Here is a 25,438-nt window from a genome sequence, read left to right as displayed (position 1 = left end):
CTTACTACCTAGCTAAACAAAATAAAAAGAAAAACTAAACTATCTATTTAATCTTTTATTTAAAATAAACGATTTATTAAAAGTATAATTTTCCAATTACTCTTGCATCAATACATTAATAGTCTTTGCCAACCTATCAATTGTGGTATGGCTTTCAATTAAATCTAAATTATAAAGCTGAACACCTAAATTACTAGCAACTTTTATTTCAAGCGATTCTTTATTGCTATTAAGGAACTCATAAAAGTTTTTTGCTATTACATGTGAGTCTAAATATTTTTCAGCATAGATTTTAGCTTGTTGTCCAAGACTCTCTTTATAATTAGAGTCATCTAGTAATTTAGACAAACACTTCTTTAAATTTTCAACTTCATAATTGTCCACTTCAATTTTTATAACGCTTGCATCATCTATTTCAGAGAACCAGCCTATATTAGAAACAATAGTTGGTTTACCTAAGCATAGCGCTCTAATCATTGTTGCAGACGTTTCCCCCATATATGGATAACGCAAATTAACCACAATATCCGAGCAAGCAATTAAATCATCAAATTCAATTAGATCCGTAAAACCTGTTTTAATTACGATTTCTTCTAAGCCGTATTTTTTAATTAGAGAATCAATATAGTCTCCTTCTCCTACTAACAAGTACTTAAATCTCTTATCTTTGGAGCTCGCTAAAGCCTCTAATACCTTATCAATTCGCTTTGTTGGAGACACATAGCCAAATGAGGAGATTAAAACCTCATCTTCTTTAATACCGTATTTTTTTCGATAGACTTTTTTTAATTCTTTATAATAATCTCTACTTGCTATATCTGGTCCTATTTGATTAATTTTAATACAGTTTGCTGCAGGATTAATTTCAAGAACTTTATTTCTTGCGTAATCAGAATGTACAATGATTGCTTTTGCACTATTAATTAACCGTTTATTTAGTGGAATTTCATGAGGTTTGTCAAACTGTAATGGATTGATAGAGCTACTTAAAATTTTCATAGCCCTCTTTTCTCCATTAATTTCATCATTATAAACCATTTCATTTAAAAATAGTTTTTCACTATTTAAGGTTTCCAAATAATAACCTGTTATTAAAAAATAAAGGACAAAATCATGTAATATTATAACTCCGTTATACTTTAAAAATACATCATACATATTTGAATGATAATGTGGGTTGTTACCTATATTATATACAATATGATCATATTCTTTTAATTTTTCTAAAAGTGAAGGATCTTTTATATAGTCAAAAATTTTAAAGTTCTCGTTAATAAATTTATTTTCTGGAGTAAAATCATCTACAAAAATGTCAATTTCAAAATGATTTTGTAAGTATTTTAATAATTGCTCTGAGTAATCTGAGATACCACTTTTCAATGGATTTAAAGGACTAAAATAAGCTATCTTCATTCAGTTAACCTCTCAACTACATAATCCCAATTTATATTCAATTCCTCTAATAACGTTCTTCCGTCTGCTCCGAAAATTTTAGCCTTACCTTTATTTTCATATAGATAATCCAATCTATCAGCTAATTGTTTTGCTTCCGGATCAACGACATATCCATTAATACCATCCTTTACAAACTCTAATGGACCACCCGAATCTGATAAAGTAATTACTGGCTTTTTCGCAAAAAATCCTTCTAGGGTTACATATCCATAATCTTCTTCATATGGACCATTAAATACTGCTAATGCATTTGCATATAAGTCTATTTTTTCTTTTTCAGAAACCATACCTACAAATTTCACTCTATCCCCTAAATTATGTTCATGAATTATTAGTTTTAGTTGCTTAATATAATTTTCATCACCTGATCCAGCTAATATTAATTTCACTGGGTTTTTAGTGTATGCCATTGCTTCGATTAATAAGTGTTGACGTTTTATATGGGTAATCCTACCGGGATAGAATATATAGTCATCAAAGCCATTACAATATAATAGCTCATAATTTTGTGGTGGATGGTATAATGGTGTTGAAGGCAAGTTGTTATACTGTTCTAAGCGGTTGCTAACAGTTTTAGATATAGTATATCTTTTTTTATACTCCCCCAAAAACCTGTTATCAGAATTAATAATAGAGTTCCTAACTTCTTCACCCTCTTCAAACATATGTAAATCTCCAAATTCTGTTCCCCATAACTCGTATGCTTGACGATGCTGATGCATCATCCATAAAACCTTATTATCATGCTGACAGTAATACATAGGAAACTTCAAAGCAATTACCAAGTCAATTTTCTCTCCATTTATTTCAGATAAATCTACTAATCTTGAGCTAATCATCGTATCTATTAGAGCAGACGGAGGATACCACTTAAAAGGAATTGTAACTATATCGACTTCATGCTTTTTCTTTTCTAATTGATGTTTTAAATTCAGTGCAAGGACCTCTGCGCCACCTTGTATAAATGGAACCTGTACCGAAGTTAATGCAATTTTCATTTTAAGCCTCCTCTAACACTTGTTTTTTTATATAATTTATAAAGCCATCCTTAATTTTTTCTACAGCAAATCTTGATATGTAATTAGTATTACCATTCTCTATTAAAAAGTTGTTAATCTCTTTATTGTTTGCTATCTCATTAATTGCAGCTGCAAAAATTTCTGTATTAAAAATTTTATAAGTTAGTTGATTAGGTCCTAAAGTCTCAGCTACAGCCGAAGTATCTAAAGCCACTACGGGGATTTTGAAATTTTGAGCCTCTATTAACGGTACACAAAAACCTTCATGTTCACTTAAACATAAGAACACATCGCATGCTAAAAATAGAGTTTTTAAATCCTCTATATTGATTTTATTTGTAAACTTAATGATATCCTTTACATTATAATTTTCGATTAACTCGTGAATCTCATCATTATACTTCTTCAATCCATCATCAAACCCGCCAGATATCCAAAATACAGCCTTTTCTCCATATAGCTGTTTGAAGGATTTTGCTACCTCTATCATGTTTTTATGACCTTTATTGGGAGCAACACGACCAACAAAAAACACATTAATTTTCCCATTATTTCTTATAATGTTATAAAAAGTATTATTAATACTTACCTTCTCTAATTCGTGTACCTGATGAAATGGAGGAATTACAAAAGTTTTATTAGGATTTACTCCTAAATCTAAAATTTCATTGTTATTGTAAACAGAATCACTTAACCAAATTACATTTTCCTTAGCATTCATTGCTAACTGTTGAGTTTGAAATCTGCCTTCTGTAGTTTTCATAAAAGCAAAGGGATCATACGGTTCAAAAAATTCTGGAGGCGTAATATTATGATATCTAATAATTACCTTACCTTTACAATCTTTAATTATTTGATTTCCGAACTCCCACTCTACACTATGATGATAAATCATCGTTACATCCTGATTCTTTAACAATTTATTAACTTCTGCATTTGTTAATACATCTATATCTCTTTGTGCAAAATAATTCTCACAATAAATCTTCACCTCATGCCCTTCTTCCTCTAAGGCATAATACATTCCAAATATATCATTACTAACAGCATCTCCGTTTGTTAGTGTCTGATGTGCAATAATAAATTTCAAAACCTCACCGCATTTCTAAAAAAATAAATAATTTTTATTTTTTGAATTTACTTTTTAAGTATGTTTTATCGATAAATATAGAGTTAATACCTGTATAAGCATATTCGTCATAGCCATTACTATCTAGGAAATCTTTAATTTCCACATTTTTGGTCATATAATTTAGATTTGTATCATATTCAATCATTTCAACTATAATTAACAATGGTCTATAATTAACAAAATCAATTGTCTCTAATATTTCAAAGTCCATACCTTCTATATCTACAGATAAAATTGTCGGTGCTTTATCTAAATATTTTTCAACAATTTCATTGTACGTTGTTGTTTTGACTGAAATCGTTTTTTCAATTTTAATATCTGGATTAATTTCGCACGTTTGCTGAGCTTGATTAAAATCTGTTGTGCTTAAGCCATCACCGCTTAAAATATAAAAATCAATTGTTTTTTCAGATTCTTTGGCGATAGCTTTATTTAATATAATATCTTCATTTCGATAAAACTTCAGCTCAGGAATTAACTGTGGATTAGCCTCTACTAGAATGCCTCTTGCTCCGAATTCATAAAGTGCATTTGTATTACTAAATTCCTTTGCATGATTAGCCCCTAAATCTAAATATCTTACGGCTTCGAAAGGAATGTTTAGTACTTTTAATATATACATTAAAATACTATCTTCTCCCGATTGACTATAAGTTTTCTTATTAAAGAAGTGCTGCTCTTTTTTATTCAAAGGATTAAATTCGTTATATATTACATTAAATTCTTCCTGCATTTTTTGCTGAATTTTAATTAATTCTTGATAGTCAAATCCTACTTTTTCTTTAAGGGCATTTAATTGTTGTGATTCAGTTTCTATCGTTTCTTTCATTACTTGTAAATCTTGTAAAAAACTATTCCTAGTCTCTTCCTTAAAAGCAAGTAATTCAGAATTTGATGTTTTCAAGTTTTGTATTTCTAACTTCAAATAATTAATTTCATTTTGTAGCCCTTTATCATCTTTTTTAATAGAATTTAATTCTGATCCTAGTTCATTTTTGTAATGACTTAAATTATTTACTGTACCTAATAACGCATTTAAAGACTTTGTTGCCGCAATATTATACTGTCTTTGTTTTTCAAATACAGGCTCAATATACCAAGAAATGCACTTTCTGATTATTTTTTTTAATAACACTATAAATCTTCCACTAGTCTTTCTGTGACTAGTGATTTTGAAGTTGGGATTAATATCCCAACTTCGATTCACTGTAGAGTTTTGTAATGCTAATTCTTGTAAAAACTCTTCGTTATTTGAACTATTTTCCCTTACTACGCTTTGAGTTCTATCTAATTTTTTTGCCTGGTTCATCGAAGCAATTATTGTGTTTTTAATTTTTAATATATTTAAATCATTCTTTTCCATACATACCTCCGAAATTAAACTTCCCAACTATACTCTATTGAATGGACACCCACAGCCCTATCATTAGAAACAACTTTAAATTCCATATAATATTTAATGAAATCGAGTGCTCTATGATTTTTATCAACTACAGCTACATTTAATAGATAGTTACCTGTAAGTAGTTTACATTCCTTGATTTTAAATTTTATTGTCCCTTCTTTAGCTATATCTGTGATTTTCAATTCCCCGATTTGCGTATTGTTACCATAAATGGGATATTTTTCATTTGTATAAAAGCCCATCCCAAAAATATATTCTTCCTGAGCCTTATGAATTTTATAATCAATCTCTATTGTCATTGACCTACCTGCTAAAACTGTATCTACTGTCTGACCTCTATCATTCAGTATTCTTGCTTGAATAATTTCAACTTCTTTGTTACCCCATCGTATATCTTCTGAAAAATTATCTTTATCTTCAGATAGCTGTTCCAGAGGATTAGTTTCTTTCTTCTCTACTTTAGCTTCATTACTTTGTTCAAATTCTTGCTGCTTACGCTCAACAAATTTCTCATTCATATGTTGTGTATATTTATTGATTACATAGTCAGTCTCACCCTGCTCAATAATTTGTCCCTTATCCATCCAAATTACTCTATCACAAATTTTTTCTAAAGTCCCTAAATCATGAGCTACTATTACAATAGTTGCTCCGTTGTTTTTAAAGCCTTCTATTTTGTCATAGCACTTTTTTTGGAAATTGGTATCTCCAACTGATAAAATCTCATCTATTAATAATATTTCAGGATTTACATTTATCGCTACCGAAAATGCTAGTCGCATATACATACCAGATGAATAGGTTCTAACTGGATTTTCAATGAAGTGTTCTAGTTCCGAAAACCGAATTATTTCATCAATTTTTTCATCAATTTCTTTATTAGATAGTCCAAAAATCGAACCGTTCATATAAATATTTTCCCTACCGGAAAAATCTGGATGGAAGCCTGCACCCAATTCAATAAGACTAGATATCCTACCATTTACTTCTATTTCCCCTTGGTCAGGATATAATATTTGTGAAATTAATTTTAATAAAGTACTTTTACCGCAGCCATTATGCCCGATTAACCCAACTGTTTCACCTTTTTCTATATCTAGGCTTACTCCATTCACAGCATGAAATGCATCGAAATCATTACTCCTCAATTTAAGTAATTTTTCTTTCATTGAAAGGGGTTTATCATTGTATATTTTAAAGGTTTTTTTTACATCTTTAATTGAAATAGCTATATTTCCCATACTACAAATCCTCCGCAAAGGTTTTTTCATTATGTTTGAAGACAATAAAACCAATTATTAACGCTATAATTGCAACTACTCCAGAATACATTAACGCTTGAAAATCTGGAGCCTGTCCAAATAAGAAGATATCTCTAAACCCTTCGATAATGGCAACCATCGGATTTAATGCGATATATTGTTGCATCTCTTCAGGAAATATTGATAATGGGAAAACAATTGGAGTTAAATAAAACCAACAAAAAATTATAATTCCTATAATATGAGCAACATCTCTAAACTTTACATGAAGTGCTGAAAACACTAGCGCTAATCCAAACGCAAATAAAAACTCAATAAATAAAATTAGCGGGAACCAAAGTAAGTTCAACGTTAATTCTACTCCTGTGAATAGTAATGCTGGAATTACAATTACTAAACTATAAATATAGTTCATTAAATTGGTACAAACTGTGCTTAATGGTAATATTATTCTCGGGAAATAAATCTTTGTTACCAGATTTGCACTATTTAAGACACTAGTTGTCGCGTTTTGAACAGAACTCGTAAAGAATATCCACGGAAGCAGCGCTACAAAAAGAAACATAGGATAATTTTCTTGTTCAATCCTTAATACATATGGAAATACAAGAGAATATACTGCTAACTGAAGTAATGGGTTAACAAAGGTCCATAAAAAACCTAGAAACGACCCTTTATACCTAGACCTAAGTTCCCTTTGAACCATACTAATCAGCATATGCCGATAATTATAAACTTTTTTTATTTCAGTAAACATAAATAATGCTACCACCATTCTAACAACCAATTAAATCGTATTTGGTTGCTCTTTCAAATATAAATAGATTTCATACAAACTATCTTCAATAGCATGTAGTTTTGTCCAATTTAATTGCATTTTTAATTTTTCACTTGAACCATAATACTTTTTAAACTCAATTGGTCTAAACTTTGACTCATCAACGTTCACTTGTATTTCTTTTTGCGAAAATGATAAAAAATAATTCAATACTTTATTAATAGAAATTGATTCGCCACTACAAACATTATATATTTCTCCAAGTTGTCCCTTTTGAATCATTAATAAATAGGCGGCAACGATATCATTTACATCTGTAAAATCTCTCTCACTTGATAAATCCCCAACATTGATAGTCGATGATATTAGTTCTTTTTCTATTAATACTACCTGCTTAGCGAAATCCGTAGTCACAAACCCATCTGCCTGCCCAGGTCCAATATGATTGAAAGGCCTTGCATGAATAACATTTAATCCATGTGCCTTATGATATTGTTGTATTAACATGGAAACAGCAGCTTTAGATGCCCCGTAAGGACTCATTGGACGTAATGGTGTTGTTTCTTTAATCGGCAATTCATGTGGTTCAACTCTTCCATACTCTTCTGAAGATCCAACCGTCAATAATCTCACATTAGGATATTCTTGCTGATAACGGACACAAGCATCTAAAAGAAAGATTGTTTTATTCACATTCGCATAAAATGTTCCTTCTTTATCTTCCCATGATTTTTTTACGTTACTTTGCCCAGCTAAATGGAAAATATAATCCGGTTTTACCTTTTGTAATAACCCCAAAATATCTTCTTCGCTATTCAAATCATTTTTTATTATTTTCACATTTCCATTCTTTAAACAAAGCAAGGGGGAATCCTCGCGAGAAGTCCCCCATACCTCTATTCCATGTGAAAGTAAATGATCTGCTAAATACTTACCGACAAAGCCTTGTACTCCTGTAATTAGCGCTTTCATTTTTATCACACTCTCTTACTTAGCGATTTTTTCGTATTTCTTTAAGTCTGTATCAACCATCATTTTTACTAATTGTTCAAATGATACTTCTAATTCCCAGTTAAGTTCTTCTTTAGCTTTCGAGCAATCTCCTAATAAAAGATCTACTTCTGCAGGACGTACAAATTTTTCATCAATAACAACATAGTCTTTCCAGTTTAACCCTACATGACTAAATGCAATTTCAACAAACTCTTCTACCGTATGCGTTTCACCTGTTGAGATAACATAGTCCTTAGGTTTGTCTTGTTGAAGCATTAACCACATTGCTTTTACATAGTCACCAGCAAAGCCCCAGTCACGTTTTGCATCTAAGTTGCCTAAACGTAATTCTGTAGCTAAACCTAACTTAATTTTTGCAACTGCATCTGTAATTTTACGAGTAACAAACTCTACACCACGGCGTGGAGACTCATGGTTGAATAATATTCCTGAACAAGCATACATATCAAAGCTTTCACGATAGTTTACAGTAATCCAATGTCCGTATAATTTTGCCACACCATATGGACTACGTGGATAGAATGGTGTTGTTTCTTTTTGCGGAGTTTCTACAACTTTACCATACATTTCTGACGATGATGCTTGATAGTATCTTGCATCTGGTTTTGCAATACGCACTGCTTCTAACATATTTGTAACAGCTAAGCCCGTAATATTCCCTGTTAAAATTGGCTGTTCCCATGAAGAACCTACAAATGATTGTGCTGCTAAATTGTATACTTCATCTGGTTGAATTTTTTCAATAATACGAATTAATGAAGATAAGTCTGTAATATCTCCTGATACTAACTCAACTTTCCCTTCAAGATGTTCAATATTCACCATAATTGGCGTACTAGTTCTTCTTACCAAACCGTATACTTTATAACCCTTTTCTAATAATAGCTCCGCTAAGTATGAACCATCTTGACCTGTAATTCCTGTAATTAATGCTGTTTTCATTTTAAATGCCTCCGAATAATTGTTTTATATTTTAGTAAAAATATTACTTTACTATTTCTTCATTTTTGTTCTGTAATCCCATCAAAATACCAATCATAATAAATAATGTTCCTGTAATTGCTGGTGTTGTATCATTAAATAGTGCCTGTACTAAAAACGATAGCCATATAATACCTAAAATGACACTTGTATTCGATTTTGAATTAAATTTTATAATTCTAATTAGGGTTTCTTTTAAAGTAATTAGAACAAAAATTATAAATAATACCAGTCCTATTATACCTGTTCCGTACAGTAAACCAATATAAATATTATGGGGTTTATCCACAATTGTTTCTATTAATAAATTCCCTCTAGCCTCTTGCTGATAATGCGGGAAGTGATACGTAATTGTATCAATACCATACCCAAATAATGGACGCTCTGCGACAAGATCTAAGGTTTCTGACCAAATATACGTTCGCCCTGTACCCGGGCTCCACGCTGGTTCTGGTAAAACTGGTAATTCAAATGAATTATCCGAAGCAGCAACTTTCTTCCCTAATAAAGAGAATGAAAAATCATTTGTGCTTACCGCCGAATTTTCCATAGGTTGCTCTTTAACATAAGGATTCTCCCCCGAAAAAAAGAAACCAATTGATTCTGCCCAAACTTTTTCATTTTGTAACGAAAGTATATGTAAAGATCCTCCCATTACGATTATAAAAGTTACTAGTACTAACGCTGCTTTCTTTATACTACTTGATTTAAATGCTACCCAAAGAATAAATGGGATCACACTTAAGAACGTTACAAATCCGTTTGTAGATACTGACATTAGCATAATAGCTACTGAAGCACATGCGGTTATTAAGCCAATTAAACTTTCATAACCCTTTTCAGCTATTACTGCCCAACCTAAATACATTACAGTCATCATTGCAAACATACCACTCATGTAGTTCCATTGGTTTAATGTACCTAATAGTTGCGAGCCTTCACTTATACTAGCCCCTTCTGGCAACATAATGGAAACCAAATTTTGCATGAATCCTAATTGTAGTAAATCATGGCCGTAAAAGTTACGAATCATTATAAATAAATTTATAAATACTAAAGGCATCATTGCATACATAATCATGTTAATAACATTTTTAGGATATGTAATATTCATCGCCACAAAGAATAAAGCAATATAACACAACCATAATATTGCACCTTCTGAACGGTTATACTGTCCACTTAGTGCGACTGTAATATTAGGAGACATTAAAGTTGATGCAAGAATCGCTAATATAAACCCTCCTAATATATAATTAATAAATGATTTTTTAATACTACCATTCATAAAAAATAACTTAGATAAGAAAATTATTAAAATTACAACAGTTATTACTAAAATAAACGAAGCTTTGTAATGGGTAAATAATTCACCTTTCATACCAGATGACAGTATATCTACGTTAGAAACTAAAGGACTGATAAACTCCTTAACATTTGCCATTACAATTAAGGGCATAATCCCCAGTAAAGTTAATAATAAACGAAATATCCACTTATCTGCGTTCGCTCGGGATCGACTATTTTCTTGTTCATCACTGAATGAATCGGACTTATGTATTTCTTCGTAAAATGAAGCCATATTACCTAACCTTTCTTATTACATATTATCAATTTGATTCAACAATTCCATTACTCGTTCCTGATAATTTGGATAAGTTTCCGGTGTCCATCCCCAGTCACGGCATTGTTCTAATACAATTTTCGAATCCAAATATTTCTCAGCAAAAAATAGTACTTCTGCAAATTGAATCATAAACATTGGATCTTCAACCTTATGTGGATTTAAATCAAGAGACTTTTGAAGTAAAATTACTGCTTGATTGTACTCACCTTTCCCTGCTGCTATGAGGCCACCTAAATAATTTGCCACTTCTGAATCAGGTTTTTTTAATAATAACTCATTTATAAAATATGAAGCGTCCTCATTATTACCTTCCTGAAATAATTGAACAGCTTGTTGATAAAGCATATCCTCATATTTAAATACTTCATCCTGTTTACTTGCAAGCACTTTCGCAGATACAATGCCTACTACTATTAAAATTACTAAGCCCAGTAATATATACTTCCTAGTCGACTCTTTATTCTGCATAGTTCACAATCCTTTATGTATTGAAATTTTAATTAACGAATTTATTATACACTAAATTTCTCTTAATTTCCTTATAATTCCGCAAGTTTAATATAAATTATTGTAAAGTAATTTTATTGTTATATAATTAATTTTGTTAGTTGCAGTGTAAATTGAAATAACCAGTCCTTATATTAGTATTTTAAATTATTAATTACAATTTATCCCATGAATTCTTATAGTAACAGATCTGTTAAAGAAAGCGTTCCGGATCTCTCAACTTGTTTGTGAAATTGAAAGAGTCCTCCTAATCAGCCATTGTTTGTTTTAGTTGATACTCCCCCTTTAGTTCGATCTGTTTCTTTGAGCTTTTTTAAACTTTACAGCCTCTTTACGCATTCGCATGCACTTTTTCCTGAACTTCTAGAGGAACTTAATTTAATGCCCTATAAACATAACGACAATAATGTAAGCTGTCTATCACTGATTGGTATCCCTAAAGACTAACCGACCGCTTTATGGACCTTTTTCTTAAAGCGACGAATTACTTTGTACTAGAGGTAACTTTAACTTTCACTACTTCTTTAATATTTCGCTTTTAGTGGCTAAGGATACTTTTTCAGTAGAACGCTTCCAACAACCATATGCATAACAACGGCGCTAAAAAAAATTCGGTCATTTGCTCAAACCTTTTTAAGTGCTTAATTTTTTGTACTTAGTGATAGTGATAGTGTACTATCGTTGTGCATTGGTGCTATTCTAGACATTGCTTGTTATAGATTATAATAAAAAACTTAAAAAGCGAAATTGCATAATGCAATTTCGCTTTTTATAACAAGATTAAATCCTAGCCTTTTAAAACAATTCTACTATTGTGCTCTAAATACATTTCTGTTGTTAGAATCAGTAGCATATATAAAGTTATAAGCTTTACCTTTATAAGAAATTGTAACTGTTTCTCCAACTTTTACCGGAGCTGTTCCAAAGCCTAGATATAGAACTTTATTGTTAGCAGCATCAGTAGTTACTGTAGCAGTCGTAGTACCAGTACCATCAAGATTTGTTTTAAATGCATTAATACTTGTAGCTGCCACTGCTTCATTAAATGTTAATGTAATTGAAGCTGCGTCTTTTGTAGTAGGAGTTTGCACTACTTCTGAAATTGAGAAGTAAGAAGTGCTTGCACCTGATAAGAATGTAGCTGTTTTTGTAACCGAAGTTAAACCTGATAAGCCAGTGTTAGTTGGTGTTGCAGTAACACGAACATCTGAACCATTAGATTTTAAGAAGATTGAAACTTCCGTTCCACCTCTTGCTACTTCACGATTTGGTAGAGTTCTAGAAGTATATGCCGCTACTGTAATAGGATTACCGTTATTATCTAATATTGGATTTCCAGCTGCATCTACAAATTGTACTTCTTGTGCACCTGCACGTACTGTAAATTGTACTGGTGTCGCAACGTCATAAGAACGAGCTTTACCATTTTGATCTGATAATTGGTAAGTAAATTCAGCAACTGTATCACTACCAAATGTTGTTGTAGGTTTACCTTCATTCTTAACTACTAGTTCACTTCTATAATCAGCAGCACGTGTATCACGGAAGTAAGTAATTTCACCTGTAACTTGTAAATCTTTATCGTCTAATTTACCACGTTCAGAACCTGTTCCTGTACCATTATCAATAAATACGATTGGCGTTACGAATGCATCAGCAGAAGGATGAGCAACTGTAAATTGAGCAACACCATCTTTATCTGTAACAATACGGAATGTATCAGCAGTTGTTTCTGTTGCTGCTTCACCGTCTGCATCATATACCTCTACTGACGAACGTTCAGTTGTTGTATCATTTTTAAAAGTAACTAAAAGTTCTGCATTAGCTAGAGCTTTACCTTCTTTATTTTTAAGCGTTGCAACATAATCACGTCCACCAGTTTCATCAGGGCTTAACCATCTAGATGCTGTTTGGTTACCTTCAGCTTTTATTGTTAAATCAAATACTGATTCTTTAGCAAATGTTACTGTTGAACCAACGGCTTGTAATGCAGTAGTGTCATATCTTGCATCTGTATTTGGATTGTTAAAGAAAACAATAGGTGTTACCGATGCATCATCACCAGTTAATACTAAGTTAGCTTTACCTGTAGAATCTAATTTAAGAACACCTACTTTGTAACCACCTGTTGTATATTCATATGCATATTTTACAGATGAAGTATCTCCAGTAGTATTTAAACCTAAGAATTCTACGCCACGTACTGCTTTTTCAGGCGCAACATTTAAGTTTTCTTTGAAAGCTACGTAAACTGTTTCACCAGCTTTATTAAGACTACTATTAATTTGATAAACTTTTTGTTCACCATTTGCTAATGTTGTTTCTTCTGTAACATCTTTAATTGCTAATTTTGTATTCCAGTAAACTTTTGCAGCAGCTTTTAAAGCTGGTTTACCAGTTGCATACGCATTAACATTATCTGTAACACCTTGAGAACGAGTATAAGTATAAGTAGCTACACCATTTTCATCAGTTTTTACAGTCTCAGTTAATTGAGGAACAATAGTTGTATCTTCTGCCAATGTACTATGGAATACATCAAATTTCACTGGAATATTAGCAGCAGATTCACCTTCAGCTACAGTTGCTTTAGCTTTTAAAGTTACTGTTTCACCATAAGTACCTTGGATTGAAGTTTCTTCGAATGCAATTGCAGTTGGTAATACTGATGAAGCTTCTTGATCTTCTTGACCAGCAGCTGTGTAGTCAGCGTTGATTGTTTTGTGTAAGAATGACGCGAATTGACCACGAGTTGTGTTACCTTTTGGGTTGAAAGCAGGTGCAGCTGGGTTTGTAATGTCATAGAAGTCTAATACAGAAATCGCTGTGCGAGCTTCTGCTTTAGCTTGAGTTAAGTCAGTTACATCACCTTTGAAATCTTGAGTAGCTACGTACTCTTCTAAGCTGATATTGTATACAGTGTTAACTGTACGTACTAAAGTGATAGCCATGTTTTCGCGAGTGATTGGGTCACCAGCTAAAAGGTTACCGTTAGAACCTACGAATACGCCAGCTTCTTTAACTAGAGAAGCGTATTTTAATAGCTCTTCGTTAGTTTTTGTAGTTAAGTCAGCGAATGCTGGACGAGTTTTGTAGTCAGCAGCAGCTTCATAACCTTTAGTTTCTAAGAATTTACCTAATAATTTAACTACGTCAGAACGAGTTAATTCTTTGTTAGGCTTGAATGTGCCATCTTGGTAACCAGAGATGATCCCATCACTTACTAATGCAGTGATTGCTTCCTCGTGTGTGTTACCTGAGATGTCCGATAATGATGCAGCAGATGCAACTGGTACGATTGCAGATGCTACTAATGTAGCTGTCGCAGCTGTTGCTACGAATTTTTTGTATTTCTTTGGTTGGTTAGCCATTGAAAAATTTCCTCCTCATAAGTGAAAATAATAATTTTAGTTACCCACACGAAAAATGTGCAGAAAAACTAACTACACATAAATTCTAGTAGTATACATTTACTATGTCAATCTTTTTTTACCAATAAAACCACAAATAACCTGTTTATATAAGGTAGAAGATATAAAACAGCAAATATATTCAGATAACTTAAAATTTCTTTAATTATGACACACATATACTCACAAAGACAACATTTTCTTTCATAATTAATTAATAAACCTATTTTAATATAGTTATTTCATTTGTAAATTTTAGGTTTCCATAACTTAATAAGGTATGAAATTGGTTATATAATACAGTAATACCAAGGTTTTAAGTGTAAATATCGCATTACAAATATTACTAAAATATTACTTTTATAATATAATGATTATTTATGTGAACATATTTTTTACTACCTAGTTAGTATATTAAACGTATAAATTTATAGAACCAATTCGATAAAATTCGACAAAAATAAAATAAGAAAAAGGCTTTAGCATATAGATGCTAAAGCCTTTTTCTCGGGCTACCAACCGTTTTTTCCTTGCAGGGAAAAGTATAAATTTAACTATATATTGTAGAGGAAATCTTACTACTGAATTTAGTGTAACACTTAGATTACAATTACACAATCAAATATTACAAAGATTACACTATTTTTTTTCCATTACTTGTTCCTTTTAGAATTCCGTGCCACTTCCAGCAAGAATAAAGGAAGCGCTACTTGACGTTTAATCCGATGTGGTTCCTTCATTAAACGATAAAACCACTCCATTCCCACCTTTTGGAAAGCTTCTGGTGCGCGTTTCACATTTCCTGCCAGTACATCAAATGACCCACCCACTCCTTGGTAAATCGTTGGATGTAGTTGACCTCTGTTTGAATTAATCCAGTTTTCTTGCTTCGGTGACCCCATTGCAACAAATAATAAATCAGGCTTCGCTTCATTAATTTTGTTTATCACTTTTTGATTATCCTTTTCATAGCCGTCCTGTGTGCCTGCTATTTGAATCGTTGGGTAAAGCTCTTTTAACTTCTCTGCTGCTTTATCAGCAACACCTGGCTTTCCGCCGTATAAAAAAATCGGCTTTCCGCGTTTTGCAGCTTCTTCACATAGGCGGAGCATCATATCTACACCTGTTACACGTGATGTGATTTGACCTTTTTGAATTTTCGAAGCTAAAATGACACCGATGCCATCCGGAATTTGAAACTCAGCATTATTGAGAAGTGTTTTTAATGCCGGGTCTTCTTTTGCTTTGATTATTTTTTCCGGGTTGATGGCCACGATTAATGATTTTTGCTCTTTTTCGATTTGTTCAAATACGATTGGCAACAAATCATCATAGCTTTCGGTGTTCACTTGTATGCCGAGTACAGTTTCTTTCATATTAACTCTTCCTTTCTCAATATTGCTTCTATAAATACAGCAGGCAGTACGCTTTATACGTACTGCCGAATTTACTTTATTAGTTCTTCGCATCTCCAAGTAAGTGGAACTGGAAGCCTGCTTTTTCCCATACTTCGCGGTTTAAGCAGTTTTTCGTATCAAATACGATTTTGCTTTTTGCATTTAACGTTGCAGGATCAAGCTCACGGAATTCTTTATGATCTGTTAGGAATACTAAAATATCCGACTGCTCTAATGCTTCCTGCATGCTTTGTGTTTGTGTTGCATGCTTATTTTGCTTAATATGCGGATCATGCGACACAACTGTTAAACCAAGTTTTTGCAATTCATCAATAACAATTGTTGACGGGCTTTCACGCATATCATCAACATTTCCTTTGAATGCTAAACCGAAAGCGCCTACTGTTGCACCAGCAATACCATTTTTATTTAAAATAGCTTGTGTTTTTTGTGCTGTGAAGCTTGGCATAGAGTCATTTGTATTACGGGAAAGGTGAATAATTTGAGCTTGTTCGCCACCTAATTCCACTAGGAACCATGGATCTACTGCGATACAGTGACCACCTACACCTGGTCCTGGGAAATGAACGTTTACACGTGGATGGTAGTTCGCAAATTTAATCGCTTCCCAAATATTCACGTCTAACTTCTCTGCCATTTTCGCTAATTCATTGGCAAATGCGATGTTTACATCACGGTAAGTGTTTTCCATAACTTTTACTAATTCTGCTGTCGTCGCGTCTGTTAAATGGATTTCACCTTTAACAAATGTTTCGTATAGCTCCTTCGTAAGCTCAGCTGATTTTTGAGAAATCCCGCCAACAATACGATCATTGTTAACTAACTCTTCAAAAATACGGCCTGGAATAACGCGCTCTGGAGAATGGGATACAAATAGCTCTGTCCCAATTTTAAGACCAGATTTCACTAATTCTGGTAGCATTACATTTTCAACAGTTTTTGGAGGAACTGTTGATTCTAATATTACTAAATCGCCTTTTTTCACGAAAGGTACGATTGAAGCCGTTGCCTGACGAACATATTCTAAATTCGCTGTATTGTCCGGATTAATCGGTGACGGTACCGCGACAATGTACACATCTGAAGTTACCGGTGTTGTAGATGCAGTTAAAAAGCCTTCATCTACTGCCTTATTCAGGCGCTCCTGCAAGCCATTCTCCTCGATATGTAATTGTTTTTCCTGAATACTTTTCACAGCTGCTGGATTCACATCAACACCGTGTACCTTTACGCCGTGATTTGCAAACATTACCGCCGTTGGTAAGCCGATATATCCTAACCCAACGACACAGATTGATTTTGTCATGATCGTTTCTCCCTTTCACTTTCAAAAAAGCTATATCTCATTGTTTGATTATTGTTTAATTTGTTCCGCGCATTTCGCCCGCATTCAATTTTATACGGTTTTTATATCTCGCTATATATATGTAACGATATTATTAATCGAATGGTTGCAGTTCAATGCTTAGAAAAATAGTCCTGCCTTACAGTATACAACTTTCTATACGCTGTGTGAAATAGTTTTTCTTTTTTGTTAAGTTTGGGAAGGTTAAGAATAATGTTAAGAAAAGCATTTTAATGATTATCCGATATATTCTTAAATTTCCCCTTTAAATAAGTATTATACATCTTAATATCCGCCCTTTTAATCGCACCTCACCGCAACCCCTGTTATTTCCATCCCCCCAAAAAAGAAAAAACCCCATTAGCTAAACTAAGCTAACAGGATTTAATATTGATGTTGGTCGATCACGATGCGTAGCCTCCAGTTAATTTTGCTTTCTCTGCCATTAGGTCATGGAATAATGCTTCGTTGCGTGCTTCTAGTGCATCATCGATTAAGCGTGTTAAATTATTTTCTTCCAAGTTACGTACAATACTTTCAACTTCTTCATTAAATTGATACTGCTTTTCACTATCCGTTGGTCTTACTTGATTGGACACTTCCTCGATAAGAGGCATTAAGTATTCATGTACATTGGATACAAGTAAAAGTTGATATAGTGGAAGACGTACAAATCGATTACCGCGCTGGAAGACAAATACTTCTGATAAATTTTCAACTTGCATTGAATTTAAATCAATAATCATTTCCTTGCCCTCGATCGGAATGAAGTGGAAAATTTCCTCTTCTTTTGTGATTGAAAAATATTGATAAGCAAAAACTAAGCGTAATTTCGTACCTGTCATTTTTGTATAGAATGGCTTCATAAATTGAACTTGAATCATTGGAATTCCTCCTTTATTTTAATTTTCACGCAATTTATTCGAGTCCTAAGACCTAATTTCAATTATCATATGGATTGTTTCACCGAAAAGTTCCTGCTGCTTTACTCATTTCTTATAGTTTCCCCATACTTTCTTTTTTTCAAACTTCCTAAACTTAACATTCCTATAAAAAATTTATTCTGTACTATTCAAATTACCGCTTTGTAGTAATTCGTATTATAATGGAAGGAACGACTTTTTTAACTTCTTACAGTAAAACCCTTTTTTAGGTTATTGACGTATACAGAACGCTCCTCCCATAGGGTGGCAAGATCGCTGTAATTTTTAGCCTGTTTTTTGCGGAAGTTAAAGCCTCCAACATTCAAGTAAGGATTCTTTGCGCTATCGAACAGCAAATCCGAACAAATAACACCGAGGCGTAATTGATAATTAGGAGGGGAAACCCGTTTTGAGTTTAACGTTTTCTGAAATTGCTCATGCTCATAAAGATTTTATTCAACATACATTACAAACTTTTGAAGATCAGCTTCACCCTTCAGCCGATGAAGATGCAGAATTGGTGACTCGCGCTATGTTTTCCATACGCAATCAGGCAATCAAGCCGCCACATTATTCTACATTTACTCAAATCCTCGTATGCCAAATACAGGATGTGAATACTGCTGAAGTGACAATTAATTTCCCAAATAAGGAAATTAGCTGTAGTTGCCCTAAAAAGGAGCTGTGTCGGCATCAGCTCGCAACTATTTTAAAGCTATCGCAATACTTTATTTCCTTACAGCAATGGCTTTCCAATTGGCGTTCAAAAAAATCCATTCCATTGCATTCACTGGCTGCAACACGAAGCCCGGAGAACTGGCAAAGGATGGCCGATGAAATACTGAATTATGCGGTAAAAGGTCCCCAGCCGATTGAGCCTTATGCACTTTCTGCACTAAGCGAAAGTATTCGTTCTAAAATTCAACGTCATCGTCCGTATGAGCAGGAATGGCAGGAACTATACCAATTGTTTATGGATGTTGCCATTTTGAAGCATTTCCTTTTGCATGCGGTTAAAACTAAATCAGATATGGAACATCATTATTTTCAATTCTTTTTGGAAAATACATTAAGTCGCATTCAACGTTCGATTGATGTATTAAGTAAAACGACACGCTTATTTGCAACAGAACCGTTTTATGATGCCTTGCAACAAAGTGTCAGAGACATTCTCTTCATTGAAAAGGGAGCAAAATCATTCCGCCTGGCACTGTATTTACAATTTTGGACGAAGCTCTTTTATGAAAAGAAACGCATTACAAATGAATTAATGCTTTTGGAACAAAGCTCTGATATCGAAACGGATTTGGATTTAGATGTAGTATTGGCGATTTTCTATATTTTATTAGGTTCTACATCACCTTTAAAGCGTGTAACGGAAATATTGGATGAAGATAATGTAGAAAGCTTTATAGAAGTCGCACAATACGCTCTTCAAAAAAGCTATGTCGATGAAGCAGCGATTATTTTGAAAAAGGCGCTTCCTTTATTACAGACGTTCGTACAGGATAATTTGCTCCCGATTCGTCGTCAGAAATTTACACGTAAGCTCGATAAATTATATGGACAAATTTCTTTAACGGAAGAGGAAGAGCTGGCATTATACGCTTCTTTTGGACGATATGGCATTGAATCATTTTCCAATTATTTATTGCGCCACAATCGCTTGGATGAATGGGTGGCTCTGCATCAGCTTTATAAGTCTTCCATTCCTTATTTGGAGCAATGTGGCTTAAAGGATGTTGTCGCACATTCTCCAGAAACTGCGCTTCCTCTTTATCATTACTATGCGATGGAGGAAATTCAGCAAAAGTCACGTCAAAATTATAAACAAGCCGTACGAATTTGGCGTGCCATGAAAAACGCTTCCAAAAAAGCCGGAAAGCTCGACTATTTCACATCATATATCGAGGCCGTACAGCAACAATTCAAGCGTTTACGTGCGCTACAAGAAGAAATGAACAAAAGCAACTTACTCGGATAAGTTATGTATTTTGCTAATAGGAGGTGACATTGCGTTTTTAGCGCAAATACTATGCATTATTTATTTAATACAAAGCTACCCTTTTTAAAAGTATTTCGCATCAAGCTTACGGAGTTACGTCCTGGTTACTTCCGCGCTACTGCGTACAATAAAAATGACTTAATTTTACCGACAGCCAACTGGATCCCGTCGCTATTTTTTAAGTTTGAACAAAATTTCTATGGATTAAGCACTTCGTTGGAAGAACGTGATTTAATCCTATCAGCAGCTCAATTACTCGATGTTCTATCACCTGCTAACCGCCATCCATTTTTGGACTTTGCTGCTTATGACGAGGAAACCGTTGAATACTTTAAGACATTGCAAACGACTCTGCCACTATGGAACGCTCCGACACTTTGGCAACAGGCAACGGTGACTGCAGAAGGTTTTTCATTTCCAAATGACCTATTACAATATGCGATTGAACAAAAGTTGATGGACGCAGGGTTAACTAAGGACGATACATTGTCACTCATTCCTTTTTTCCAAAATGGTGGCTGGCCGATGCAAACTTCACATGTATTTGACGGTGTTAAAATGGCACTACGTTTAAGCGAACCTGAAGAAAATGAGGAAAATTGGGTTTTAGAAACCGTTCTTATTAGCCCAAGCTCTGTTAAACATTGGACACCTGCTTCGTCAAAACGCAAACTTCTAATTGAAGAGGCATTGCCGAAAAAATGGAGTACGATTGCAAATAGTATTGAAGAGATACAAAAGCAAATAATTGATTTAATTCAATTAAATGCGGAAAGTACGCACTTTATTCATACCCATTTCAATGATCTTGAAGTACGTGATTTTCTACGTCAAGAACTAGCCAAATTACAGGCATTAGGTTTTGAAGTGATTTTACCTGCATGGCTGAAAGAATTAAGACAATCTAAAATGCGTGTACGAGTTAGTGCGAATAACCAATCAGCTAGAAGTGTGGCAGGTCTTGACGATATATTAACGTTCAAGTGGCAATTTTCCATGAATGGCGAAGAAATTTCAGCCGAGGCTTTCCAAAAACTTGTGGACGAAAAACGGGAATTTGTTCGTGTCGGTACAGAATGGTTCCGAATCGATGCAGAATGGCTCAATGAAATGCGTGAACTGATGGAACAGGCGAAAGAAGAAAATTGGACAGTACGCGATTTACTATTCCGTGAACTCCCTGAAACGCTGACTGCGCCTTTGGAAGATGAAGGAGATTCAGATGCCGAGCGTGATGACCCATTATTCGCATTTGAAATGCAGCAATCGCTTCAATCCTATATTGACCAGCTGCAAAATAAAAAGGGATTACCAAAAGTCAAAGTACCAGTTAAGCTCCATGCTGAGTTACGTCCATACCAGCAGGAAGGTTTTGAATGGCTCGTCTTTATGCGTGACCAAAAATTCGGAGCTTGTTTAGCAGATGATATGGGGCTTGGTAAGACTGTACAGCTAATTACGTACATGTTGCATACGGTATCTGTACTTCAAATAGATAAACCGACATTAATTGTATGTCCAACATCTGTTGTTGGAAACTGGCAAAAAGAGATGACTCGCTTTGCTCCTGATTTAGAAGTCTATACACATTATGGTCCTCGTCGTCTAAAAGGGGATGACTTAACAAGCTTTGTAGCGACGCAACGTCCTCATGTCATTCTTTCGACATATGGAACGGTTACTCAGGATGCTGATGATTTACAGCAAATTAATTGGTCCACAATCGCTTTGGATGAAGCACAAAATATTAAAAATATGCAAACATTGCAATCGCGTGCGATCCGTAAATTAAAGGGCGATCATCATATTGCGTTAACTGGAACACCTGTTGAAAACCGCCTTTCAGAGCTTTGGGCCATTTTTGACTTTATCCATAAAGGTTACTTAGGTAGCTTTACGAAGTTTGCGGATAATTTTATTACGCCAATTGAACGCGATGAATCAGAAACTCATAAACGCGTTTTACGGATGAAGATTCGTCCGTTTTTACTGCGTCGTTCTAAACGCGATCCAGATCTTCAGCTAAACTTACCGGAAAAGCAAGAATCACATGAGTTTTGTGCACTTACACCTGAGCAAGCTGCACATTATGAAGGTTATATTCAAGATACGCTAGCATCACTTGAACAACTGACAGGTTTTGAGAAAAAAGGGCGTATTTTAAAAATGCTCAATAAATTAAAACAGCTATGTAATCACCCTGCGCTATTCTTAAAAGAGCCATTTGATAGTGCAAATAGTATGGTCAAACGTTCAGTAAAGCTAAAGCGTATTATTGAAATGACGAAGGAAATTATAGATAATGGTGAGCAATGTTTAATTTTCACCCAGTACATCGGAATGGGTAATTTAATCCAACATTGCTTAACAGAACTTTATGATGTGGATGTCCCGTTCCTAACTGGGAGTATGCCAAAACAACAACGTGACAATTTAGTCGAACAGTTTCAGGCAGGTGAATTCCCTGTATTTTTACTTTCGCTTAAAGCGGGCGGTACCGGGCTCAACTTAACTGCAGCTACACATGTACTCCATGCTGATCGATGGTGGAATCCAGCAGTTGAAAACCAAGCGACAGACCGGGCTTATCGAATCGGGCAAACACAGTTTGTACAGGTGCATAAGTTTGTTACGATTGGGACAATTGAAGAGAAAATTGATAAAATGATTGCAATGAAATCTACTCTGTCCGAAGAATTAATACAATCGAGCAAATGGCTGACTGAGCTTGATGATTCAGAATTAATGGATTTACTCGTTCTCGATACCGGCAATTTAAAATAATAGAAAGAGTCTACTTTTACGCCATGAAGTAGACTCTTTTTTATGCTTACTTCACTACTTATATTCAGTTGTTATAGGATTGTGAGAAAGAATGTACTACTGTGCGGTCAAACAGTAGATTAAAGCTGTTCACCTCCGCTATAGGAATTTTACTTTTAGGAGAGTACACAATTTAAAGTGGTTTTACGAGTTTGCTGTCATGTTCGGGTAGTACGAAATCTGCTGAAATAGAGGGTGATGATGCAAGTATTTCTGCTTCACCAGGGGTTTTTAATGCATAAAATTGGACTTCCTCAGCATTCACTTCCATCGTATACACCTTTTGGTTATCACGATTTGTATAGGTTCTTGACTGTATACGTCCTTTAATACCGATGAGCGAACCCTTTCCACAATACTTCGTGATTACTTCGGCTATTTTCCCCCATGCAATACATTGTACGAAATCCGCATCGACCTTCCCTTCACTATTTTTATATGGGCGGTTAATGGCGACTGCGAAACTTGTTTGTACACGCCCTTCCGATAATTGTCTGAGTACAGCATCTTTCGTCGTTCGTCCAACAAGTCCAACATGATTCATTCTTTGACCTCCCTTCTTTCGGAACTAGCTTTATCATAGCCGACATAATTCTTTTTTGGCAAAACGGCAAAATGACAATTTCAAGCGAAATGAGCTTCGAAAAATTTTATTTAGCCTACTTGGTTACAGACGGATTTTTAGGTAAATGCTAATAAACAGTAGCTTGAAAGCATTAATTTAAGTATGCTGATTTTTACAGTTTCGCATTTTTTATATGTTATACTTTTACAAAAGACAATTGAGGGGGTTTTAATAATTGAAGACATTTAAAATGCTTGGTTTCGATTTATTACTTTCGAATGAAATTAAAAAGATCCCTTTAATTGATGGGATTATTATTAACCAGGAAAACAGCCATCAAATGTGGATTTTAGAGCTTTTTACAGAAGATACATACTATGATTTTTTCCAAAACTACATCACATCCGGCGAAGCTATTGATGCACGTGCCATTATTTCTCTTCCTGACAATGAACCCGCCCCATTCGCTGTTGTCGTACATTCCATTACAAAGTTGGACGATAAAATTTCAGTACTTATAAAAGGTCGGTTAAAGGCACAGCGTAAAAAGTACGCAGAGCTATTATTAGGAAAGCTGCTTGAGGACGGTTTACGTAACGATGAACTACTTGAAGCATTTGAACAAGGGATGCGTAATCGTCCTTCATTAAAAGATAAAAAATGAAAGTACAGTAATTGTTACTGTGCTTTTTTTGTGCAAATGTTAAGATGAACAAAAAAACCAGCGTCCTAATGAACGCTGGTTTCCTTTTATTAACGGTTGTCTATCTTGTCTTTATCATTTCGGTCTTTTTGATCCTCAATGATATCTTCTTGGTTAACGGATGGTGCACCTGGTGCAGTTACGCCGTTATCACCATTTGGACCGCTTGAGCCATTCGGTACATTGGTATTGTTGTCCATTGTACTTTCATTTGTTTGCCCGTTTCGTGCATTCGGATCGACTGTGTCAACCGTATCATCAATGACATCACGTGTATCATCCATTACATCATTGACACCATTTTTAACATCACCTGCTGGTGTGTTGCCATTTTGAGCGTTGTCGTCGTTGTTACACGCCGCTAAAAATAACGCTGAACCAAGTGAAAGTGCTAACAAAAATGATTTTCGCATAAAAAAATCCCTCCTCTCCGTATACAATCATTGATCAATCACATCATGTCCTCATGTGATCGTACATAGATTGCCCGGGAAAAGAAGGATCTATCCTACAAAAAAAGTGTGGTTATTTTAATTTATCTTTTAAAAGCTGTTCAACATAAGCGGCTTCTGCTTTGCAGTCAAATTTGAAATTTGTTCCTAATTTTTTCTGCAATTGAGCAATGTCTTTCTTTTGCTTTTCTGTTGGCTCTTCATTTAAAATTTTGGCAATGATCTCGTCCATTTTCTTTGCAATTTCTTCATGGAATTCTGTGCTCAGCAAAATGTCGGCTGGTATTTTATCAATCCAAGCTGCACTTTCCTTAAAATACTTTTGCCAGCTTACCATGTAGTCTTCCATTGAAAACTTTTCTTCGTCCCAGCCAATGCTTGCTAAATACGCTTCAAACGACGTCGATATTGATCGTGTAATGCTAATTTTTACGCCTGAAGACAGTTGTTTATACATCTATTTTAAAACCTCCTACGTTTAAAGCCGAACTTCGCTCATTATATATGAGTGTTTGTAACTTCCATAAAAAAGGGGTAACTTACAATAATCGCGCTATTTGCGATATTTGGGAACTTTTTGTAAAAAGATGTTGAATAATATCTTCAACCTTTAT

General features: G+C 34.2%; 20 protein-coding genes. 3 read left to right on the top strand and 17 right to left on the bottom strand.

Features of this window, described 5'->3' with window-relative positions; all coding sequences use genetic code 11:
- Positions 1-96 precede the first annotated feature (96 nt).
- From MHH95_RS07300 to MHH95_RS07235, 14 genes are all read right to left on the bottom strand, one after another.
- The gene (locus MHH95_RS07300; protein WP_340726966.1) at positions 97-1,413 is read right to left on the bottom strand and encodes a glycosyltransferase family 4 protein; all 1,317 of its coding nucleotides are present in this window, start codon (positions 1,411-1,413) and stop codon (positions 97-99) included.
- Entirely contained in the window at positions 1,410-2,453 is a 1,044-nt protein-coding gene (locus MHH95_RS07295; RefSeq protein WP_340726965.1) for a glycosyltransferase family 4 protein, read from the bottom strand. The genes MHH95_RS07300 and MHH95_RS07295 overlap by 4 nt, the downstream gene beginning before the upstream one ends.
- 1 nt (position 2,454) lies before the next feature.
- Positions 2,455-3,564: a glycosyltransferase gene (locus MHH95_RS07290; RefSeq protein WP_340726964.1), complete on the bottom strand. Its 1,110-nt coding sequence runs from the start codon at positions 3,562-3,564 to the stop codon at positions 2,455-2,457.
- Between the two features lie 34 nt (positions 3,565-3,598).
- The gene (locus MHH95_RS07285; RefSeq protein WP_340726963.1) at positions 3,599-4,969 is read right to left on the bottom strand and encodes an FkbM family methyltransferase; all 1,371 of its coding nucleotides are present in this window, start codon (positions 4,967-4,969) and stop codon (positions 3,599-3,601) included.
- Between the two features lie 14 nt (positions 4,970-4,983).
- Positions 4,984-6,252 carry an ABC transporter ATP-binding protein gene (locus tag MHH95_RS07280; protein WP_340726962.1) on the bottom strand — a complete coding sequence of 423 codons (1,269 nt, stop codon included), beginning with the start codon at positions 6,250-6,252 and terminating at the stop codon, positions 4,984-4,986.
- A 1-nt stretch (position 6,253) separates the two neighbouring features.
- Positions 6,254-7,048 (bottom strand): ABC transporter permease, encoded by a 795-nt coding sequence (locus tag MHH95_RS07275; protein ID WP_340726961.1) that lies wholly within the window; start codon positions 7,046-7,048, stop codon positions 6,254-6,256.
- Between the two features lie 12 nt (positions 7,049-7,060).
- Complete coding sequence (locus tag MHH95_RS07270) at positions 7,061-8,023, bottom strand: GDP-mannose 4,6-dehydratase (protein ID WP_340726960.1); 963 nt, start codon at positions 8,021-8,023, stop codon at positions 7,061-7,063.
- Positions 8,024-8,038: 15 nt separating this feature from the next.
- The gene (gmd, locus tag MHH95_RS07265) at positions 8,039-9,007 is read right to left on the bottom strand and encodes a GDP-mannose 4,6-dehydratase (RefSeq protein WP_340726959.1); all 969 of its coding nucleotides are present in this window, start codon (positions 9,005-9,007) and stop codon (positions 8,039-8,041) included.
- A gap of 43 nt (positions 9,008-9,050) precedes the next feature.
- A complete protein-coding gene (locus tag MHH95_RS07260) occupies positions 9,051-10,628 on the bottom strand; it encodes an O-antigen ligase family protein (RefSeq protein WP_340726958.1) in 1,578 nt (525 codons plus the stop codon).
- A gap of 18 nt (positions 10,629-10,646) precedes the next feature.
- Positions 10,647-11,141 (bottom strand): tetratricopeptide repeat protein, encoded by a 495-nt coding sequence (locus MHH95_RS07255; protein ID WP_340726957.1) that lies wholly within the window; start codon positions 11,139-11,141, stop codon positions 10,647-10,649.
- An 848-nt stretch (positions 11,142-11,989) separates the two neighbouring features.
- Entirely contained in the window at positions 11,990-14,551 is a 2,562-nt protein-coding gene (locus MHH95_RS07250; protein WP_340726956.1) for an S-layer homology domain-containing protein, read from the bottom strand.
- A gap of 692 nt (positions 14,552-15,243) precedes the next feature.
- Positions 15,244-15,966 carry a WecB/TagA/CpsF family glycosyltransferase gene (locus MHH95_RS07245; RefSeq protein WP_340726955.1) on the bottom strand — a complete coding sequence of 241 codons (723 nt, stop codon included), beginning with the start codon at positions 15,964-15,966 and terminating at the stop codon, positions 15,244-15,246.
- Positions 15,967-16,045: 79 nt separating this feature from the next.
- On the bottom strand, positions 16,046-17,314 hold the full coding sequence (locus MHH95_RS07240; RefSeq protein WP_340726954.1) for a nucleotide sugar dehydrogenase: 1,269 nt from the start codon (positions 17,312-17,314) through the stop codon (positions 16,046-16,048).
- 443 nt (positions 17,315-17,757) lie between these two features.
- The gene (locus MHH95_RS07235; protein WP_340726953.1) at positions 17,758-18,237 is read right to left on the bottom strand and encodes an IDEAL domain-containing protein; all 480 of its coding nucleotides are present in this window, start codon (positions 18,235-18,237) and stop codon (positions 17,758-17,760) included.
- 448 nt (positions 18,238-18,685) lie between these two features.
- On the opposite strand from MHH95_RS07235, the gene MHH95_RS07230 reads away from it, so the two are divergent.
- Together MHH95_RS07230 and MHH95_RS07225 are read left to right on the top strand one after the other, a co-directional pair.
- Positions 18,686-20,260, top strand: coding sequence for an SWIM zinc finger family protein (locus tag MHH95_RS07230; RefSeq protein ID WP_340726952.1), 1,575 nt, complete (start codon positions 18,686-18,688; stop codon positions 20,258-20,260).
- 51 nt (positions 20,261-20,311) lie between these two features.
- Positions 20,312-23,065: a DEAD/DEAH box helicase gene (locus MHH95_RS07225; protein WP_340726951.1), complete on the top strand. Its 2,754-nt coding sequence runs from the start codon at positions 20,312-20,314 to the stop codon at positions 23,063-23,065.
- A 172-nt stretch (positions 23,066-23,237) separates the two neighbouring features.
- Here MHH95_RS07225 and MHH95_RS07220 read toward each other — a convergent pair whose 3' ends face one another.
- Positions 23,238-23,648, bottom strand: a complete 411-nt coding sequence (locus MHH95_RS07220) for a single-stranded DNA-binding protein (RefSeq protein WP_340726950.1) — start codon at positions 23,646-23,648, stop codon at positions 23,238-23,240.
- 256 nt (positions 23,649-23,904) lie between these two features.
- On the opposite strand from MHH95_RS07220, the gene MHH95_RS07215 reads away from it, so the two are divergent.
- Entirely contained in the window at positions 23,905-24,333 is a 429-nt protein-coding gene (locus MHH95_RS07215; RefSeq protein ID WP_191700828.1) for a YwpF-like family protein, read from the top strand.
- 89 nt (positions 24,334-24,422) lie between these two features.
- Here MHH95_RS07215 and MHH95_RS07210 read toward each other — a convergent pair whose 3' ends face one another.
- On the bottom strand, positions 24,423-24,785 hold the full coding sequence (locus MHH95_RS07210; RefSeq protein ID WP_340726949.1) for a hypothetical protein: 363 nt from the start codon (positions 24,783-24,785) through the stop codon (positions 24,423-24,425).
- A gap of 112 nt (positions 24,786-24,897) precedes the next feature.
- Complete coding sequence (locus MHH95_RS07205; protein ID WP_340726948.1) at positions 24,898-25,281, bottom strand: hypothetical protein; 384 nt, start codon at positions 25,279-25,281, stop codon at positions 24,898-24,900.
- Between the last annotated feature and the right edge of the window lie 157 nt (positions 25,282-25,438).

Origin of the sequence: Solibacillus sp. FSL K6-4121 (assembly GCF_038002585.1) — a bacterium.
GTDB classification, from domain to species: domain Bacteria; phylum Bacillota; class Bacilli; order Bacillales_A; family Planococcaceae; genus Solibacillus; species Solibacillus faecavium.
Note: the sequence above shows the minus strand (reverse complement) of the source record. Positions and strands in the feature narration are given on the sequence as shown.

Excerpts from the sequence above, each read along its gene's own strand:
- MHH95_RS07205 (WP_340726948.1), bottom strand. The coding sequence starts at position 25,281 with ATGTATAAACAACTGTCTTCAGGCGTAAAAATTAGCATTACACGATCA.
- MHH95_RS07285 (WP_340726963.1), bottom strand. The coding sequence starts at position 4,969 with ATGGAAAAGAATGATTTAAATATATTAAAAATTAAAAACACAATAATT.
- MHH95_RS07270 (WP_340726960.1), bottom strand. The coding sequence starts at position 8,023 with ATGAAAGCGCTAATTACAGGAGTACAAGGCTTTGTCGGTAAGTATTTA.
- MHH95_RS07295 (WP_340726965.1), bottom strand. The coding sequence starts at position 2,453 with ATGAAAATTGCATTAACTTCGGTACAGGTTCCATTTATACAAGGTGGC.
- MHH95_RS07245 (WP_340726955.1), bottom strand. The coding sequence starts at position 15,966 with ATGAAAGAAACTGTACTCGGCATACAAGTGAACACCGAAAGCTATGAT.
- MHH95_RS07225 (WP_340726951.1), top strand. The coding sequence starts at position 20,312 with ATGCATTATTTATTTAATACAAAGCTACCCTTTTTAAAAGTATTTCGC.
- MHH95_RS07235 (WP_340726953.1), bottom strand. The coding sequence starts at position 18,237 with ATGATTCAAGTTCAATTTATGAAGCCATTCTATACAAAAATGACAGGT.
- MHH95_RS07255 (WP_340726957.1), bottom strand. The coding sequence starts at position 11,141 with ATGCAGAATAAAGAGTCGACTAGGAAGTATATATTACTGGGCTTAGTA.
- MHH95_RS07300 (WP_340726966.1), bottom strand. The coding sequence starts at position 1,413 with ATGAAGATAGCTTATTTTAGTCCTTTAAATCCATTGAAAAGTGGTATC.
- gmd (WP_340726959.1), bottom strand. The coding sequence starts at position 9,007 with ATGAAAACAGCATTAATTACAGGAATTACAGGTCAAGATGGTTCATAC.
- MHH95_RS07260 (WP_340726958.1), bottom strand. The coding sequence starts at position 10,628 with ATGGCTTCATTTTACGAAGAAATACATAAGTCCGATTCATTCAGTGAT.
- MHH95_RS07275 (WP_340726961.1), bottom strand. The coding sequence starts at position 7,048 with ATGGTGGTAGCATTATTTATGTTTACTGAAATAAAAAAAGTTTATAAT.
- MHH95_RS07220 (WP_340726950.1), bottom strand. The coding sequence starts at position 23,648 with ATGAATCATGTTGGACTTGTTGGACGAACGACGAAAGATGCTGTACTC.
- MHH95_RS07240 (WP_340726954.1), bottom strand. The coding sequence starts at position 17,314 with ATGACAAAATCAATCTGTGTCGTTGGGTTAGGATATATCGGCTTACCA.
- MHH95_RS07250 (WP_340726956.1), bottom strand. The coding sequence starts at position 14,551 with ATGGCTAACCAACCAAAGAAATACAAAAAATTCGTAGCAACAGCTGCG.
- MHH95_RS07280 (WP_340726962.1), bottom strand. The coding sequence starts at position 6,252 with ATGGGAAATATAGCTATTTCAATTAAAGATGTAAAAAAAACCTTTAAA.
- MHH95_RS07210 (WP_340726949.1), bottom strand. The coding sequence starts at position 24,785 with ATGCGAAAATCATTTTTGTTAGCACTTTCACTTGGTTCAGCGTTATTT.